The sequence below is a fragment of the Cellulomonas soli genome (assembly GCF_013409305.1).
Lineage (GTDB): Bacteria > Actinomycetota > Actinomycetes > Actinomycetales > Cellulomonadaceae > Cellulomonas > Cellulomonas soli.
The window spans coordinates 4,161,898-4,175,582 of record NZ_JACBZJ010000001.1 but is presented as its reverse complement, the minus strand read 5'-3'; the positions used below and the strand labels follow the sequence as shown (position 1 = coordinate 4,175,582).

The 13,685-nt window shown below is 73.9% G+C and carries 13 protein-coding genes; 9 read left to right on the top strand and 4 right to left on the bottom strand.

Annotated elements, in window-relative coordinates; all coding sequences use genetic code 11:
• Positions 1-31 precede the first annotated feature (31 nt).
• Positions 32-1,174: a DUF4439 domain-containing protein gene (locus BKA22_RS19000; RefSeq protein WP_179561858.1), complete on the bottom strand. Its 1,143-nt coding sequence runs from the start codon at positions 1,172-1,174 to the stop codon at positions 32-34.
• A gap of 117 nt (positions 1,175-1,291) precedes the next feature.
• On the opposite strand from BKA22_RS19000, the gene rimP reads away from it, so the two are divergent.
• The 5 genes from rimP (at position 1,292) to rbfA (ending at position 7,065) form a co-directional block, all read left to right on the top strand.
• Positions 1,292-1,993, top strand: a complete 702-nt coding sequence (rimP, locus tag BKA22_RS18995) for a ribosome maturation factor RimP (RefSeq protein WP_146952274.1) — start codon at positions 1,292-1,294, stop codon at positions 1,991-1,993.
• A 1-nt stretch (position 1,994) separates the two neighbouring features.
• Positions 1,995-3,068 (top strand): transcription termination factor NusA, encoded by a 1,074-nt coding sequence (nusA, locus tag BKA22_RS18990; RefSeq protein ID WP_223203491.1) that lies wholly within the window; start codon positions 1,995-1,997, stop codon positions 3,066-3,068.
• Positions 3,065-3,526, top strand: a complete 462-nt coding sequence (locus BKA22_RS20210; protein WP_146952275.1) for a YlxR family protein — start codon at positions 3,065-3,067, stop codon at positions 3,524-3,526. The genes nusA and BKA22_RS20210 overlap by 4 nt, the downstream gene beginning before the upstream one ends.
• Positions 3,527-3,597: 71 nt before the next feature.
• On the top strand, positions 3,598-6,474 hold the full coding sequence (infB, locus tag BKA22_RS18980) for a translation initiation factor IF-2 (RefSeq protein ID WP_146952276.1): 2,877 nt from the start codon (positions 3,598-3,600) through the stop codon (positions 6,472-6,474).
• 150 nt (positions 6,475-6,624) lie between these two features.
• Positions 6,625-7,065, top strand: coding sequence for a 30S ribosome-binding factor RbfA (rbfA, locus tag BKA22_RS18975; protein ID WP_146952277.1), 441 nt, complete (start codon positions 6,625-6,627; stop codon positions 7,063-7,065).
• Between the two features lie 132 nt (positions 7,066-7,197).
• Here rbfA and BKA22_RS18970 read toward each other — a convergent pair whose 3' ends face one another.
• A complete protein-coding gene (locus BKA22_RS18970; RefSeq protein ID WP_223203493.1) occupies positions 7,198-8,658 on the bottom strand; it encodes an MFS transporter in 1,461 nt (486 codons plus the stop codon).
• Positions 8,659-8,730: 72 nt separating this feature from the next.
• On the opposite strand from BKA22_RS18970, the gene BKA22_RS18965 reads away from it, so the two are divergent.
• Both BKA22_RS18965 and truB read left to right on the top strand, forming a co-directional pair.
• Positions 8,731-9,297: a TetR/AcrR family transcriptional regulator gene (locus BKA22_RS18965; protein WP_223203494.1), complete on the top strand. Its 567-nt coding sequence runs from the start codon at positions 8,731-8,733 to the stop codon at positions 9,295-9,297.
• Positions 9,294-10,367, top strand: coding sequence for a tRNA pseudouridine(55) synthase TruB (gene truB / locus BKA22_RS18960; RefSeq protein WP_146952278.1), 1,074 nt, complete (start codon positions 9,294-9,296; stop codon positions 10,365-10,367). Before BKA22_RS18965 ends, truB begins: the two co-directional genes overlap by 4 nt.
• Before the next feature lie 24 nt (positions 10,368-10,391).
• On the opposite strand, the gene BKA22_RS18955 is transcribed toward truB, so the two are convergent.
• The gene (locus BKA22_RS18955) at positions 10,392-10,931 is read right to left on the bottom strand and encodes an NUDIX hydrolase (protein ID WP_146952279.1); all 540 of its coding nucleotides are present in this window, start codon (positions 10,929-10,931) and stop codon (positions 10,392-10,394) included.
• A 179-nt stretch (positions 10,932-11,110) separates the two neighbouring features.
• Here BKA22_RS18955 and BKA22_RS18950 point away from each other — a divergent pair, with 179 nt between their 5' ends.
• Positions 11,111-12,127 (top strand): bifunctional riboflavin kinase/FAD synthetase, encoded by a 1,017-nt coding sequence (locus BKA22_RS18950; protein ID WP_146952280.1) that lies wholly within the window; start codon positions 11,111-11,113, stop codon positions 12,125-12,127.
• Positions 12,128-12,145: 18 nt separating this feature from the next.
• Here BKA22_RS18950 and BKA22_RS18945 read toward each other — a convergent pair whose 3' ends face one another.
• Positions 12,146-12,784 carry a winged helix-turn-helix domain-containing protein gene (locus tag BKA22_RS18945; RefSeq protein WP_146952281.1) on the bottom strand — a complete coding sequence of 213 codons (639 nt, stop codon included), beginning with the start codon at positions 12,782-12,784 and terminating at the stop codon, positions 12,146-12,148.
• 400 nt (positions 12,785-13,184) lie between these two features.
• On the opposite strand from BKA22_RS18945, the gene rpsO reads away from it, so the two are divergent.
• Entirely contained in the window at positions 13,185-13,454 is a 270-nt protein-coding gene (gene rpsO / locus BKA22_RS18940) for a 30S ribosomal protein S15 (protein WP_146952282.1), read from the top strand.
• Positions 13,455-13,685: the final 231 nt, after the last annotated feature.

Below are 13,685 nucleotides of genomic sequence, written 5' to 3'. Positions count from 1 at the left end.
GCGACCGCACCCGCCGGCTCCGGCCGCAGGCTCAGCCCGCGGCCGGAGCGAGTTCGGGCATCCCCGGGAAGGCCACCGCCGTCGCGCCCCAGGTGACGGCATCGGCCGTGCCGGTCGTCAGCCCGTCGAGCAGCGAACCCCGGGTGCCCGCCTCCGCGCGCGCGGTCAGGGTCGCGTAGGTGTCGGCGAGGGTCGTCAGGACGGTCCGGGCGAGGCCCAGCGCGACCGTCGGGTCGTCCACGCCGACGGGGACGGCGTAGGCGACGCGTCGCGGGTCGCTCGTCGTGCCCGTGGTCCCGGCCAGCGTGGCCCACTCCTCGGCGACCTGCCGGTGGGTGGCAGCCGCCGCCTGCGCCTGCGTGCGCTGGTCGCCGGAGAGCACCGCGGCCACCACCTCGAACGCGTACCCGGCCTGGTCTTCGGCGAGCACGAGCGTGTCGAGGTCGCTGCTGGCGAGCCCGGACGGGTCGCCGCCCGAGGCCTCGTCGGTCGGTGTCGTGCCGGCGGACGGTGCCGGCGAGCTCGTCGCCGTCGGGGTGCCGGCCGGGTCCGGTTCGGGCAGCTGCTCGGGGACGGGCGTTCCCGTGACCTGGCTCAGGCGCTGGGCCAGGCCCGTGCGCGCCGTGCCGACCGAGGCCACGAGCCGGGCGAGCGACCCGTCCTTCGTGGCACCGGCGTCGTCGAGGGCGGTCGCGGCGGACCGGGCCAGCAGGGCGAGCACCTCCACCGGGGTGACGGCCGCTGCGGGGCTCGTCGCGGTACCCGGGGTCGGTCCCGTGGGGGAGCCGCTCGGGTCGGGCAGGCCGGAGTCGTAGACGCCACCGAGCTCGGTGGCGTGCTGCGTGGAGAACGTCACGATGTCGTCGAGCACGGCCGTCAGGGTCACGGGGTCGACACCCGCGGCGGTCGCCTGGTCGGTGGCGTCGGTGGCGTCGTGCGCGGAGGTCGCTGCCTCGACGAGCGCGAGGGCGTCGTCGACGGTCCGGGCGCGCACCTGCTCGACGGCGTCGGGCGCGGGTGCGGTCGGCGCGGGGGTCTCCAGCCTGACCCCGCACCCGACCAGCGCCGGCACCAGGGCCACGACGACGGCGACGAACCGCAGGCGTCGGGCCGGCATGCGCCGTCGCACGAGCGGCTCCGGGGCGCGGGCAGGTCCGGCGGGGGCAGCGGTCACGGTCGCTGATCCTGCCACGTGCCGCTGACCGGCCGACCGGTCGTTACGCTGGGACCACAACATCACAGGGTCCATGCCGCGTCCCGGCGACCCGCTGCAGCCCACAAGGAGGCGGACATGGTCGCGACAGCACCCGCGCAACGGGTCAGGCAGGCCCTCGACCCGGTCGTGGGTCGTGCCGGACTGGTGCTCGAGGACGTCGAGGTGAGCCGCGCCGGGAGCCGGTCGGTGGTGCGCGTCGTGGTCGACCTGGCCGAGGACGACGACGGTGAGCTCGACCTGGACCGGGTCGGCGAGGTGTCCCGCGTCGTCTCGGACGCGCTGGACGCGGCCGACGTGGTGCCGGGCCACTACACGCTCGAGGTGTCGACCCCCGGGGTGGGTCGTCCGATGACGCTGCGCCGGCACTTCGTGCGCGCGGTCGGACGCACCGTCCGGGTCGAACGGACCGAGGGCGGCCCCGTGCAGGGTCGCCTGCAGGCGGTGGAGCAGGTGGGCGGCGAGGACGTGATCGTGCTCGTGCCCCAGGTGGAGCGCGGCAAGGGCCGTCGTCCCGTGACGGGCGCGCCGGTGACGGTGCTGCTCGCGCAGGTGCGCGTCGGCCACGTCGAGGTCGACCTGTCCGGCATCGGCCCTGTGGACGACCACGAGCTGCTCGGCGACGGGCACCACGACGAGCACGACGACAACGACGACCACGACGACAACGACGAGCAGGACGAGCAGGACGACTCGGCGGGCGACGCGCCCGAGCGCGACGCGCAGACCGACGAGCACACCGACGAGCACGGCACCGGCACGGCCGGACAGGGGAGCTGAGATGGACATCGACATGCAGGCGCTGCGACTGATCGAGCGGGAGCGCGAGATCAGCCTCGACGTGCTGATCGCCGCGATCGAGCAGGCGCTGCTGTCCGCCTACCACCGCACGCCGGACGCGTACGCGTCCGCGCGCGTCGAGGTCGACCGCCGGTCCGGCCACGTCACGGTGTGGGCGCGCGAGCCACGGCCGGTGGACGAGGACGGTCAGGTGGTCCTGGACTCCGAGCCCGGCCCCGAGTTCGACCACACGCCGGACGGCTTCGGGCGCATCGCCACGGCGACGGCGCGCCAGGTCATCGTGCAGCGCCTGCGCGACGCCGAGGACGACCAGGTGCTCGGCACGTTCCGCGGCAAGGAGGGCGAGATCCTCGGCGGCGTGATCCAGCAGGGTCGTGACCCGCGGGTCGTGCTCGTGGACATCGGCGGGACCGAGGCGGTGCTGCCGGCGCACGAGCAGGTTCCGACCGAGAAGTACGTGCACGGCGAGCGCCTGCGCGGTTTCGTGCTCGAGGTGGCGCGTGGCCCTCGAGGCCCTCAGGTGACGCTCTCGCGCACGCACCCGATGCTGGTGCGTCGGCTGTTCGCGATGGAGGTCCCGGAGGTCGCCGACGGCACCGTGGAGATCACCGCGCTGGCGCGTGAGGCCGGCCACCGGACCAAGATGGCCGTGCGCGCGACGGTGCCGGGCGTGAACGCCAAGGGTGCGTGCATCGGGCCCATGGGTGGACGGGTGCGGGCGGTCATGGCCGAGCTGCACGGCGAGAAGATCGACATCGTCGACCATTCCGACGACCCGGCCGAGATGATCGCGCACGCGTTGTCACCGGCACGGGTGCTCTCGGTGACGGTCGTCGACCCCGAGGCGCGTTCCGCCCGGGTGGTCGTGCCGGACTACCAGCTCTCGCTCGCGATCGGCAAGGAGGGGCAGAACGCCCGCCTGGCCGCCAAGCTCACGGGTTGGCGCATCGACATCCGTTCCGACGCCGAGGGTGCGACCGGTCCGGGCGCGGGCCCGGAGCGGGAGGTGGACACCGCCGAGGACGTCGCTCCCGCACCGGGTCACGGTCGGTGACGCGAAAGGGTAGACTTGCCGCGGCTGGGCCGGACGCCCGGCTCTCCTCGCCGAGCAGGCGGACCCCCGAACCCGCAGCGCGCACCGTGCTGCCCGTCGCAGGTCCAGTGCGCACGTGCGTGGGGTGCCGTGGTCCCGGCCCGAGGTCAGCCCTGCTGAGGGTCGTCGCCGTCACCGACGGCACGGGAGCTCCCGTGCTGGTCGTGGACGAACGGCGTCGGATGCCGGGCAGGGGTGCGTGGCTGCACCCCGATCCTGACTGCTTCGAGCTCGCCGTGCGTCGGCGTGCGTTCAGCAGGGCCCTGCGACTGGCAGGCCCCGCGGACCACACGGCGGTGCAGCGCCGTCTTGAGCAGAGCCAGGAGGACACCGCCGGGACCATCCCGGGGGTGGAAGCCGATCGTCGACAGGGAAGCGGGTTGGAAGCCGATGGCTGCCCGATGAGCACGCACCGATGAGCACCCAGCGATGAGTGCCCCGCACTAACGACGGTCCGACCCTGTCCCGGGCGGACCGAGACAGGAGAGATGTGGCTAAGGTCCGCGTCTACGAGCTCGCCAAGGAGCTCGGGGTGGAAAGCAAGACCATCATGAACAAGCTGGGCGAGCTCGGCGAGTTCGTCCGATCGGCGTCCTCGACCATCGAGCCGCCCGTCGTGCGCAAGCTGCGCGACATGTACCCCGTCGGTGGCGGCGCGTCCGCGTCCGCTGCGCCGGCGGCTCCCAAGCCCGCCGCTGCGCGACCGGCCGCACCCGCGCCGGCCGCCCCCGCTGCGTCCGCGCCCGCCGTCGCCGCCCCGGCCGCCCCGGCACCCGTCGCAGCGGCCCCCGCTGCTCCGGCTGCGCCCGCGCCGGCCGCCCCTGCGGCACAGCGTCCTGCTCGTCCCGCGGCCCCGGCGCCGAGCGCACCCGCGCCCGCCGCACCGGCTCCTGCCGCACCGGCGGCCCAGGCACCGCGCCCCGGCAGCCCGCGTCCCGGCGCGCCGCGACCGGGCAACAACCCGTTCGCACCCTCGCAGGGCATGCCCCGCCAGGGTGAGCGCTCCTCGGGCGAGCGCCCGTCGGGCGATCGTGCCGGCGGTCCGCGTCCCGGTGGCCCGCGTCCGGGAAACAACCCGTTCGCGCCGTCGCAGGGCATGCCCCGTCCGGGTGAGCGTCGCACCGAGGGTGCTCCGGCCGCGTCTGCGGGCGAGCGTCCCGGCGGCCCCCGTCCGGGTGGTCCGCGCCCGGGTGGTCCGCGCCCCAACCCCGGCATGATGCCGGGCCGCACCTCGAGCGGCGTCGGTCGCCCGGGTGAGCGCCCCGCCGGTGGTGCCGGTCGTCCCGGCGGTGCCGGTGGCGGACGTGGCGGTTTCGCCGGTCGTCCCGGTGGCCCTGGTGGCGCCGGTGGTGCCCCGGGTGCCGGTGGCGGCGGTTTCGCCGGTCGTCCCGGTGGCGGCGGCGGTCGTCCCGGCGGTGCCGGTCGCGGCAGCACGCAGGGTGCGTTCGGTCGCGCCGGAGGGCGCCCCGTCCGTGGGCGCAAGTCGAAGCGTGCGAAGCGCCAGGAGTTCGAGCAGATGCAGGCGCCGTCGCTCGGCGGCGTGCAGGTTCCGCGCGGCAACGGCAAGACCGTCGTCCGTCTGCGTCACGGCTCGTCCCTGAACGACTTCGCCGACAAGATCGACGCGAACCCGGCCTCGCTGGTCACGGTGCTGTTCCACCTCGGTGAGATGGCCACGGCGACGCAGTCGCTCGACGAGGACACGTTCGGCACGCTCGCGGTCGAGCTCGGCTACGTCATCGAGATGGTCTCCGCCGAGGAGGAGGACCGCGAGCTTCTCGGGTCCTTCGACATCGACCTGGAGGCCGAGCTCGACGCCGAGACGGACGACGACCTGCAGGCACGCCCGCCGGTCGTGACCGTCATGGGTCACGTCGACCACGGCAAGACCAAGCTCCTCGACGCGATCCGCTCGACGGACGTCGTCGCGGGCGAGGCCGGCGGCATCACCCAGCACATCGGTGCGTACCAGGTGCGCGCCGAGCACGAGGGCATCGACCGCGCCATCACGTTCATCGACACCCCGGGCCACGAGGCGTTCACCGCCATGCGTGCCCGTGGTGCGCAGGTCACCGACATCGCGATCCTCGTGGTCGCGGCGGACGACGGCGTGATGCCGCAGACCATCGAGGCGCTCAACCACGCCCAGGCCGCCGGCGTGCCGATCGTGGTGGCCGTCAACAAGGTGGACAAGGAGGGGGCCAACCCCGCCAAGATCCGCCAGCAGCTCACCGAGTACAACCTGGTGGCCGAGGAGTACGGCGGCGACACCATGTTCGTCGACGTGTCCGCCAAGCAGCGCATCGGCATCGACCAGCTGCTCGAGGCCGTGCTGCTCACCGCGGACGCCTCGCTCGACCTTCGGGCCAACCCCGACAAGGACGCGCGCGGCGTGGCCATCGAGGCCAACCTCGACAAGGGACGCGGTGCGGTCGCGACCGTGCTGGTCCAGTCGGGCACGCTGCACGTCGGTGACGCGATCGTCGCCGGCACGGCCCACGGCCGTGTCCGGGCGATGTTCGACGAGCACGGCAACGCGCTCACCGAGGCCGGTCCGGCCCGTCCGGTGCAGGTCCTCGGCCTGGCGTCGGTGCCGAGCGCCGGTGACACCTTCCTGGTGGCACCGGACGAGCGCACCGCCCGTCAGATCGCCGAGAAGCGCGAGGCTGCCGAGCGCGCCGCCCTCCTGGCCAAGCGTCGCAAGCGCATCAGCCTCGAGGACTTCACGCAGGCGCTGCAGCAGGGCAAGGTCGAGACCCTCAACCTGGTCCTCAAGGGCGACGTCTCCGGTGCCGTCGAGGCACTCGAGGACGCCCTGCTCAAGATCGACGTCGGCGACGAGGTCGAGCTGCGGGTCATCCACCGTGGGGTGGGTGCCATCACGCAGAACGACGTCAACCTGGCCACGGTCGACTCGGCGATCATCATCGGCTTCAACGTCAAGTACGCCGAGCGGGTCGAGGAGCTGGCGGACCGTGAGGGCGTCGACGTGCGCTTCTACTCGGTCATCTACCAGGCGATCGACGACGTCGAGGCAGCGCTCAAGGGCATGCTCAAGCCGGAGTACGAGGAGGCGCAGCTCGGTTCGGCCGAGGTGCGCGAGGTGTTCCGCTCCTCCAAGTTCGGCAACATCGCCGGCTCGATCGTCCGGTCGGGCGAGATCCGCCGCAACACCAAGGCGCGCGTCCTGCGCAACGGCAAGGTCATCGGGGACAACCTGACGATCGAGTCGCTCAAGCGGTTCAAGGACGACGCCACCGAGGTCCGCGAGGGCTACGAGTGCGGTATCGGTCTCGGCTCGTTCAACGACGTGGAGATCGGCGACATCATCGAGACCTGGGAGATGCGCGAGAAGCCTCGCGCCTGACCAGGACGACCGCGGGCCGCGGCTCCGGCGCCGGACCTCACCGTCCGGCCCGGCGTCGCGGCTCGCGTGTCGGTGCCGCCGGCAGGGAGTCGGCGGCCGGTACGACCCCGGCCCGGGAGGGTCGACGGCTCGTAGGAGGAAGGACGGCACATGGCGGACACCGCACGCGCTCGCAAGCTGGCCGAGCGCATCCAGCAGGTCGTCGCGCAGATGCTCGACACCCGCATCAAGGACCCGCGTCTGGGGTTCGTCACGGTGACGGACGTCCGGGTGACGGGCGACCTGCAGCACGCGGACGTGTTCTACACGGTCCTCGGTGATGACGAGGCGCGCACCGAGAGCGGCAAGGCGCTCGAGAGCGCGAAGGGCGTCATCCGCTCGGAGGTCGGCAAGCAGACGGGCATCCGGCTCACGCCGACGTTGGCGTTCCACCTGGACGCGGTGCCGGAGACGGCCGCGCACCTGGACGCCGCACTGCACGAGGCTGCTCGTCGTGACGCCGAGGTCGCCGCGCTGGCGGCGCGTGCCACGCACGCGGGTGACAGCGACCCGTACCGCCGCCCGGCGGACGAGGACGAGGACGAGGACTGACGCGTAGCGCGCACGCGTCGACCCCCGCAGCCTGCTGGCGGCGGGGGTCTAGCGTTCTTCGGTGACGATCGGTCGTGCGCCGTCGGTCACCTCAGCGATGTCGGCGGCGGCGGTCCGGGCCCGGCTGGGTGGTCAGGCCGCGCCGACCGGGGTGGCGACGTCGGCGGGCCGGGGCGCCTCGGTGCCGGTGGTCGTCGGGCGCAGCCGTCCGGTGGCGCGCGGGACGCGCAGGGCGACCAGCGCGCCGAGGGCCACGACCGCGGCCCCGACGAGCGCTGCCGGGCGCAGGCCGCCCGCGTACCCGTCGGGGGTCAGGGTCCCGTCGGCGGCCTGGAACACGGCCACCAGGACGGCCACGCCGAGCGCCCCGCCGATCTCCCGCAGGGTCGCGTTGACCGAGCTGGCCGTGCCGTGGTCGTCGGGGGCCATGTCGGCGAGGACCGCGGTGGCCGCCGGGGCGAAGGTGAGCCCCATGCCGACGCCCGCGAGCACGAGCCCGGGGACGAGCTGGGGGTAGGTGGTCGCGCCTCCCACGAGCAGCCCCATCCAGCCCAGGCCGATCGACTGCAGGGCGAGTCCGGTGACGAGCAGGGGCCTGACCCCCAGGCGGGGTGCGAGCATCCCGGCGACGGGTGCGACGAGCATCGGTGCGGCGGTCCACGGCAGCGTGCGCAGTCCCGCCTGGAGCGGGGTGTACCCCTGGCCGATCTGCAGGTACTGCGAGAGCAGGAAGACCAGTCCGAACACGCCGACCGAGAAGAGGAAGGCCGAGCCGTTGGCGGCGGCGAAGCTGCGGACCCGGAACAGGTGCAGCGGGACGAGCGGGTGCGTCGCACGGGTCTCGCGGACGAGGAACCCGGCGAGCAGCGCGGCGCCGAGGGCGAGCCCGCCCAGGACACGGGTGGATGTCCACCCGTCGTCGTTCCCCCGGGTGATGGCCCACACCGTGGCGAGCACGGCCGACCCTGCGAGCAGGACGCCGGGGACGTCGAGCGGCTGGCGGCGTCCGTACGACTCGGGAAGCACCATGCGCACCAGCAGCACGGCGACGGCGGCGACCGGCACGTTCACCCAGAAGATGGCCTGCCAGGAGATCCCGTCGACCACGGCGCCGCCGATCACGGGTCCCAGCGCGACGCCGAGCCCGGAGATCGCACCCCAGAGCCCGATCGCCATGGCTCGTCGGGCTGCCGGCACGGATCCGGCGAGCAGGGTGAGCGAGAGCGGCATGATCGCGGCGGCACCGGCGCCCTGCACGGCGCGTGCGGCGATGAGGGTGGCCGGGTCGGTCGCGAGCGCCGAGCCGATCGAGGCCAGTCCGAAGACCGTGATGCCGGTGAGGAAGACGCGGCGTCGGCCCCAGCGGTCGCCGAGCGTGGCCGCGGCGATCATGAGCGCTGCGAAGGCGAGGGTGTAGGCGTTGATCATCCACTGCAGCTGCTCGAGGGTCGCGGACAGCTCGGTCCGCAGCACGGGCAGGGCCGTGGTAATGACGAGGTTGTCCAGCGTCGCCAGGAACATCGGGACGGAGGCGGCGAGGAGCGCGAGCGCGGTGCGGGGCGCCGTGCGGGGGCGTCGGTCGATGGAGGTCACGTCAGCTCCTTGTTGTCATTGACTGATTACTAACAAGGGGGACAGTAGGCATCGGCTGATAACATGTCAACCATGGTGACCTCGACCGAACCCGCGGCCCGCATGACCGGAGCGCAACGACGCGACCAGATCCTCGCCGCCGCCCGCCGGGTGTTCGCGCAGGGGGGCGTGGGCGCCAGCACCGACGACGTGGCCCGGGCCGCCGGGGTCTCGCAGCCCTACGTCGTGCGCCTCTTCGGCACCAAGCGCGCGTTGCTCGTCGAGACCTACCGGCAGGCGTGCCAGGAGATCCTCGCCGCGATGTCCGCCGTGCCCGCGGGGCCGCAGGCCGACAAGCAGATGGCGCTGGCCTACACGCTGCTGCTCGACGACCGCGACCTGCTGCGGCTCGTCGTGCTCGGGTTCAACGGAGGGGTCGACCCGGAGGTCTCGGCGCTGGCCAGGACGACTCTCGGCGAGACGTTCCGGCTCTTCCGGGAGCGCACCGGCGCCGATCCCGACGCGGCCCGCACCTTCGTCGCACAAGGCATGCTCATCAACGTGCTGCTCGGGGTGGACGCGCTCGAGCACACGGGGGAGGACCCCTCGCTCGACGCGCTCGTCCAGTGCGTGCTCGCCGGGACCGGGGAGGCCGCATGAGCGCCGCCGGCCCCGCCCGCACCCCGCGCGCCCGACGGCCCACCGCGGACGACGGGTTCGTCGTCGTCGACAAGCCGCAGGGCTGGACCAGCCACGACGTCGTCGCCCGCATGCGCCACCTCGCCGGCACCCGCAAGGTCGGGCACGCCGGGACCCTCGACCCGATGGCCACCGGTGTCCTCGTGCTCGGCATCGGACGCGCCACCCGGCTGCTGACCTACGTCGTGGGCGCGGACAAGGAGTACACGGCGACGATCCGTCTCGGGCAGTCGACGACGACCGACGACGCCGAGGGGGAGACGGCGCGCTCGGCCGACGCCTCGGCGCTGACCGTCGAGCAGGTCCGTGCAGCGGTCGGGCCGCTGACCGGGCCGATCCAGCAGGTGCCCAGCGCGGTGTCGGCCATCAAGGTCGACGGGAAGCGGGCGTATGCCCGGGTCCGCGCGGGCGAGCATGTCGAGCTGCCGCCCCGCCCGGTCACCGTCAGCCGGTTCGAGGTGCACGGGGTGCGCCCCGAGGTCGCCGGGGACGGCACCGCCGTGCTCGACGTGGACGTGACGGTCGTCTGCTCCTCCGGGACGTACATCCGGGCGCTCGCCCGCGACCTCGGCACCGCGCTCGGCGTCGGCGGGCACCTCACCGCCCTGCGGCGCACGCGGGTCGGCGGCTACGCGCTCGCGCAGGCGGCCGACCTCGACGTGCTCGCCGCCGCACCCGACGACGTGCCGCTGCAGGTGCTCGGTCTCGCCGATGCCGCGCGGGCGACCTTCCCGGTGCGTGAGCTCACGCAGGCCGAGGCGCGGGCGTTGTCCTACGGCCAGCGCATCGACTGGGCCCCCGGACGCATCGGGGTCGCCGGGGCTGACGAGGTGGCCACGCAAGGCGAGGTGGCCACGGAGGACCAGACGGTCGCGGAGGACCAGACGGTCGCGGAGGACCAGAGCGTCGCCGACGGTGCCTCGCGGGCCGACCTTCCTGTCGCGGCGCTCGCGCCCGACGGCTCGCTCGTCGCGCTCGTCGGTCGGCGCGGCGGGTACGCCGTCCCGGAGCTCGTGCTCGCGCCGGCCTGAGCCGCACCCGCCGACGGGCCCGGCTCAGGCCCGCTCGGGGTGCTCCAGCAGGAACCGGAGCACGCCGGTCACGCTCATCCCGTCGCCCAGCGAGCCGTCACGGACGAACCCGCGCACCTCCTCCAGCGGCACCCACTCGATCCGGTCCGCCTCGCTCGGGTCGGACGGCGGGCCCACGTACGTGGCGCCGTCGGCGACGAACACGTGGAAGGTCTGGTCGACCGCGCCCGGCGAGGGGTGGTACGTGAGCAGGGGGCGCAGCGGCCCGGGCCGCCACCCGGTCTCCTCGAGCACCTCGCGTGCGGCTGCCTGCTCCGCACTCTCGCCCTCGTCGATCCGCCCGGCGGGGATCTCCCAGCCCCATCGGTCGACGATGAACCGGTGCCGCCACAGCAGCAGCAGGCCGCGGTCGAGGTCGTGCACGACCACGCCCGACGCCCCGCGCGGGATCCGCACCACGTGGTGGTCGAGCCGCCCGTGGCCGGGGACGTCGACGTCCACCAGGCTCAGACTCACCCAGGGGCTGTCGTAGAGGGTCCGTTCGCCGTACGTCTGCCACCGCATGCCCCGACCCTAGGCCCCTGCGCCGGGGTGCCGGCCCCGCCAGAGCGCTCCGCCGCGCCCGGGCGTGGACCACGTGTGCGCGGCACCTGCCACAGGTGGCAGGCTTGCCCGTCGGGGACGCACGACGCGCGAGGCGCTCGTGCGTCGGTTGACGACGGGTGGACCGACGAGGAGCACGTGTGCAGGTCTGGACGGGTCTGACGGACGTCCCTGCGGGCTTCGGCCCCTCGGTCGTCACGATCGGCAACTTCGACGGCGTCCACCGCGGGCACGTGAGCGTGCTGGAGCGCATGTGCGCCGACGCCCGCGCGGTCGGGGCCGCAGCGGTGGCGGTGACCTTCACGCCGCACCCGCAGCAGGTGCACCGCCCGGACACGGCTCCGCCGCTGCTGACGGGGGACGAGGACCGGCTCGAGCTGCTCGCCGCGACGGGCCTCGACGCCGTCCTGCTGCTGCCGTACAGCCTGGAGTTCGCCCGGCAGAGCCCCGAGGAGTTCGTCCGGCGGTACCTCGTCGATGCGCTGGGGGCGCGTGCGGTCGTCGTCGGCCGTGACGTGCGCTTCGGCTGGCAGAACGCGGGTGACCTCACCACGATGGTCCAGCTCGGTGCCCAGCACGGCTTCGCCGTCGAGGTCATCGGCGACGTGACCCCCGACGTCGACCACGGCGACCTCGCCGATCCGCACCGCAGGCGCTGGTCCTCGTCCTGGGTGCGCGAGCTGCTCGAGCACGGCGACGTCGTGCAGGCCGCGCACGTGCTGGGCCGTGCGCACCGGGTCCGCGGCACGGTGGTGCACGGGGACGCGCGCGGTCGCGAGCTCGGCTTCCCGACGGCCAACCTCGGTCAGGACGCCCGGGGCATGGTCCCGGCCGACGGCGTCTACGCCGGGTGGTTGCGGCGCGTCCGGCACGCCGACGGGACCGTGCCGTCGGCCGAGGCCGCCGAGGGCCTGCCGGTCGCGATCTCCATCGGGACCAACCCGACGTTCGACGGGACCCAGCGACGGGTCGAGGCCTACGTCCTGGACCGCACGGACCTCGACCTGTACGGCGAGGAGGTCGTCATCAACCTCGTGGACCGCCTGCGCCCCACGTTGCGCTTCGACTCGGTCGCGGACCTGCTGGTGCAGATGCACGCCGACGTCGCGCAGGTGCGCGTCGTGCTCGGCGCGCAGGGTGGCGCCGGTCGAGGCTGAGGGTCGGGCGGCGTGGGCTCAGTCGACGAGCCGCACGTCCACGGCGCCGCCGAGCCGGTAGCCCGCCCCGCGCACCGTGGTGACCAGGCCGTCGAGTCCGGACTTCTCCCGCAGGCGGCGCACGTGCACGTCGATCGTGCGCGAGTCGACCCGCAACGTGCGCCCGCCCCACACGGCGGCGAGCAGCTCGGCGCGGCTGACCACGCGACCGCCCGTGCGCACCAGGTGCACGAGCAGGTCATACTCCCGTCCGGTCAGCTCGACGGGGGAGCCGGAGGCCACGACCGTGCGCGAGGCCGTGCGCACCTCGACGACCGGCACCGCGGGGATGCGGCTGAGCAGCTCGCGGAAGCTCGTGGACACCCCGTCGGCGACGACCTGGTGCGCCTGCTCGCTCGAGCTGAGGACGGCGCGGGTGCGCGCCCGCGGCAGCCACTCGCCGGTCAGCTCGGCGAGCGTGCGGGCGACGCGCAGCACGGCCTCGGGGTCGTCGGCCTCGGTGCTGGCGGACAGATCGACGTAGAGGACGAAGCCGCGGCGCGCCGTCGGCTCGAGCGAGGGTGCCTTGGAGGCCGGGGCGGAGGGGGCGGGCAGCGCGGTGGTGGCCGTGGCGTGGCTGTTCCGCTGGGGGGCGCGGGTGAGGGTCGTGGCAGTCATGTCGGGTCCAAGTCAGGGTGTCGTCCCGCGCTGGGCGCAGGTGCCGAGGTGCTCGGCGGCGTGTCGGGGAGAGAAGAGGTCAGACCCGACACGGACACGACGTGGTGCCCGGGCACGCGCACGACGGCAGCAGCCAAGGGGCGGCTGGCGTCGGGGTGCTCACGGTGTGCAGGATGCCAGCAGTCCGCCGGCGGCGCACCCCTCGGGACGACATGTTCTCGGTGACTGAGACGACGTGACGTCGGGCGACCGGGTGCCGGGACGGAGGGCGGGGCCTCGTCGAGGCCTGCCCGAGGGTGCACTCCTGGTAGTCTTCTGGGGCCGTCAGAACGGCCGCGGAACCAGAGAGCCCGGGTGGACATGCCCCGGCGCACCGCGCAACGAGTCAACCAGGAGAACCGTGTCCCTCGAGAACGCCGCCAAGCAGGCCATCATGACCGAGTACGCCACGCACGAGGGCGACACCGGTTCGCCGGAGGTCCAGATCGCGGTGCTCACGCAGCGCATCAAGGACCTGACCGAGCACCTCAAGACCCACAAGCACGACCACCACAGCCGCCGCGGCCTGCTGCTGCTCGTCGGTCGTCGCCGTCGCCTGCTCGGCTACCTGCAGAAGGTCGACATCAACCGCTACCGCTCGCTCATCGAGCGCCTCGGTCTGCGTCGCTGAACGCCCCGGACCAGCCCGGACCCGTGACGGGTCCGGGCTGGTCCCGCGTCAGGGCCGGTGCGTCGTACGTGCCGGAACCGGACGCGAGGTGCACGATCTGAGTGCACCACGCACGACAGAAGCACGACCGCACCACACACCGCCGCGCCGGTTCATCGTCCGGTCCTCGGTAGTGGCTCCCGGAGCACCGTCCTCGTGAGGGACTCCGGAGGCCTCGATCGAAGACCGCCG

Coding starts and splice junctions, on each gene's coding strand:
- truB (WP_146952278.1), top strand. CDS start 9,294: ATGAGCGCCGCCGGCCCCGCCCGCACCCCGCGCGCCCGACGGCCCACC.
- rimP (WP_146952274.1), top strand. CDS start 1,292: ATGGTCGCGACAGCACCCGCGCAACGGGTCAGGCAGGCCCTCGACCCG.
- nusA (WP_223203491.1), top strand. CDS start 1,995: ATGGACATCGACATGCAGGCGCTGCGACTGATCGAGCGGGAGCGCGAG.
- rbfA (WP_146952277.1), top strand. CDS start 6,625: ATGGCGGACACCGCACGCGCTCGCAAGCTGGCCGAGCGCATCCAGCAG.
- BKA22_RS18945 (WP_146952281.1), bottom strand. CDS start 12,784: ATGACTGCCACGACCCTCACCCGCGCCCCCCAGCGGAACAGCCACGCC.
- BKA22_RS18955 (WP_146952279.1), bottom strand. CDS start 10,931: ATGCGGTGGCAGACGTACGGCGAACGGACCCTCTACGACAGCCCCTGG.
- BKA22_RS18965 (WP_223203494.1), top strand. CDS start 8,731: ATGGTGACCTCGACCGAACCCGCGGCCCGCATGACCGGAGCGCAACGA.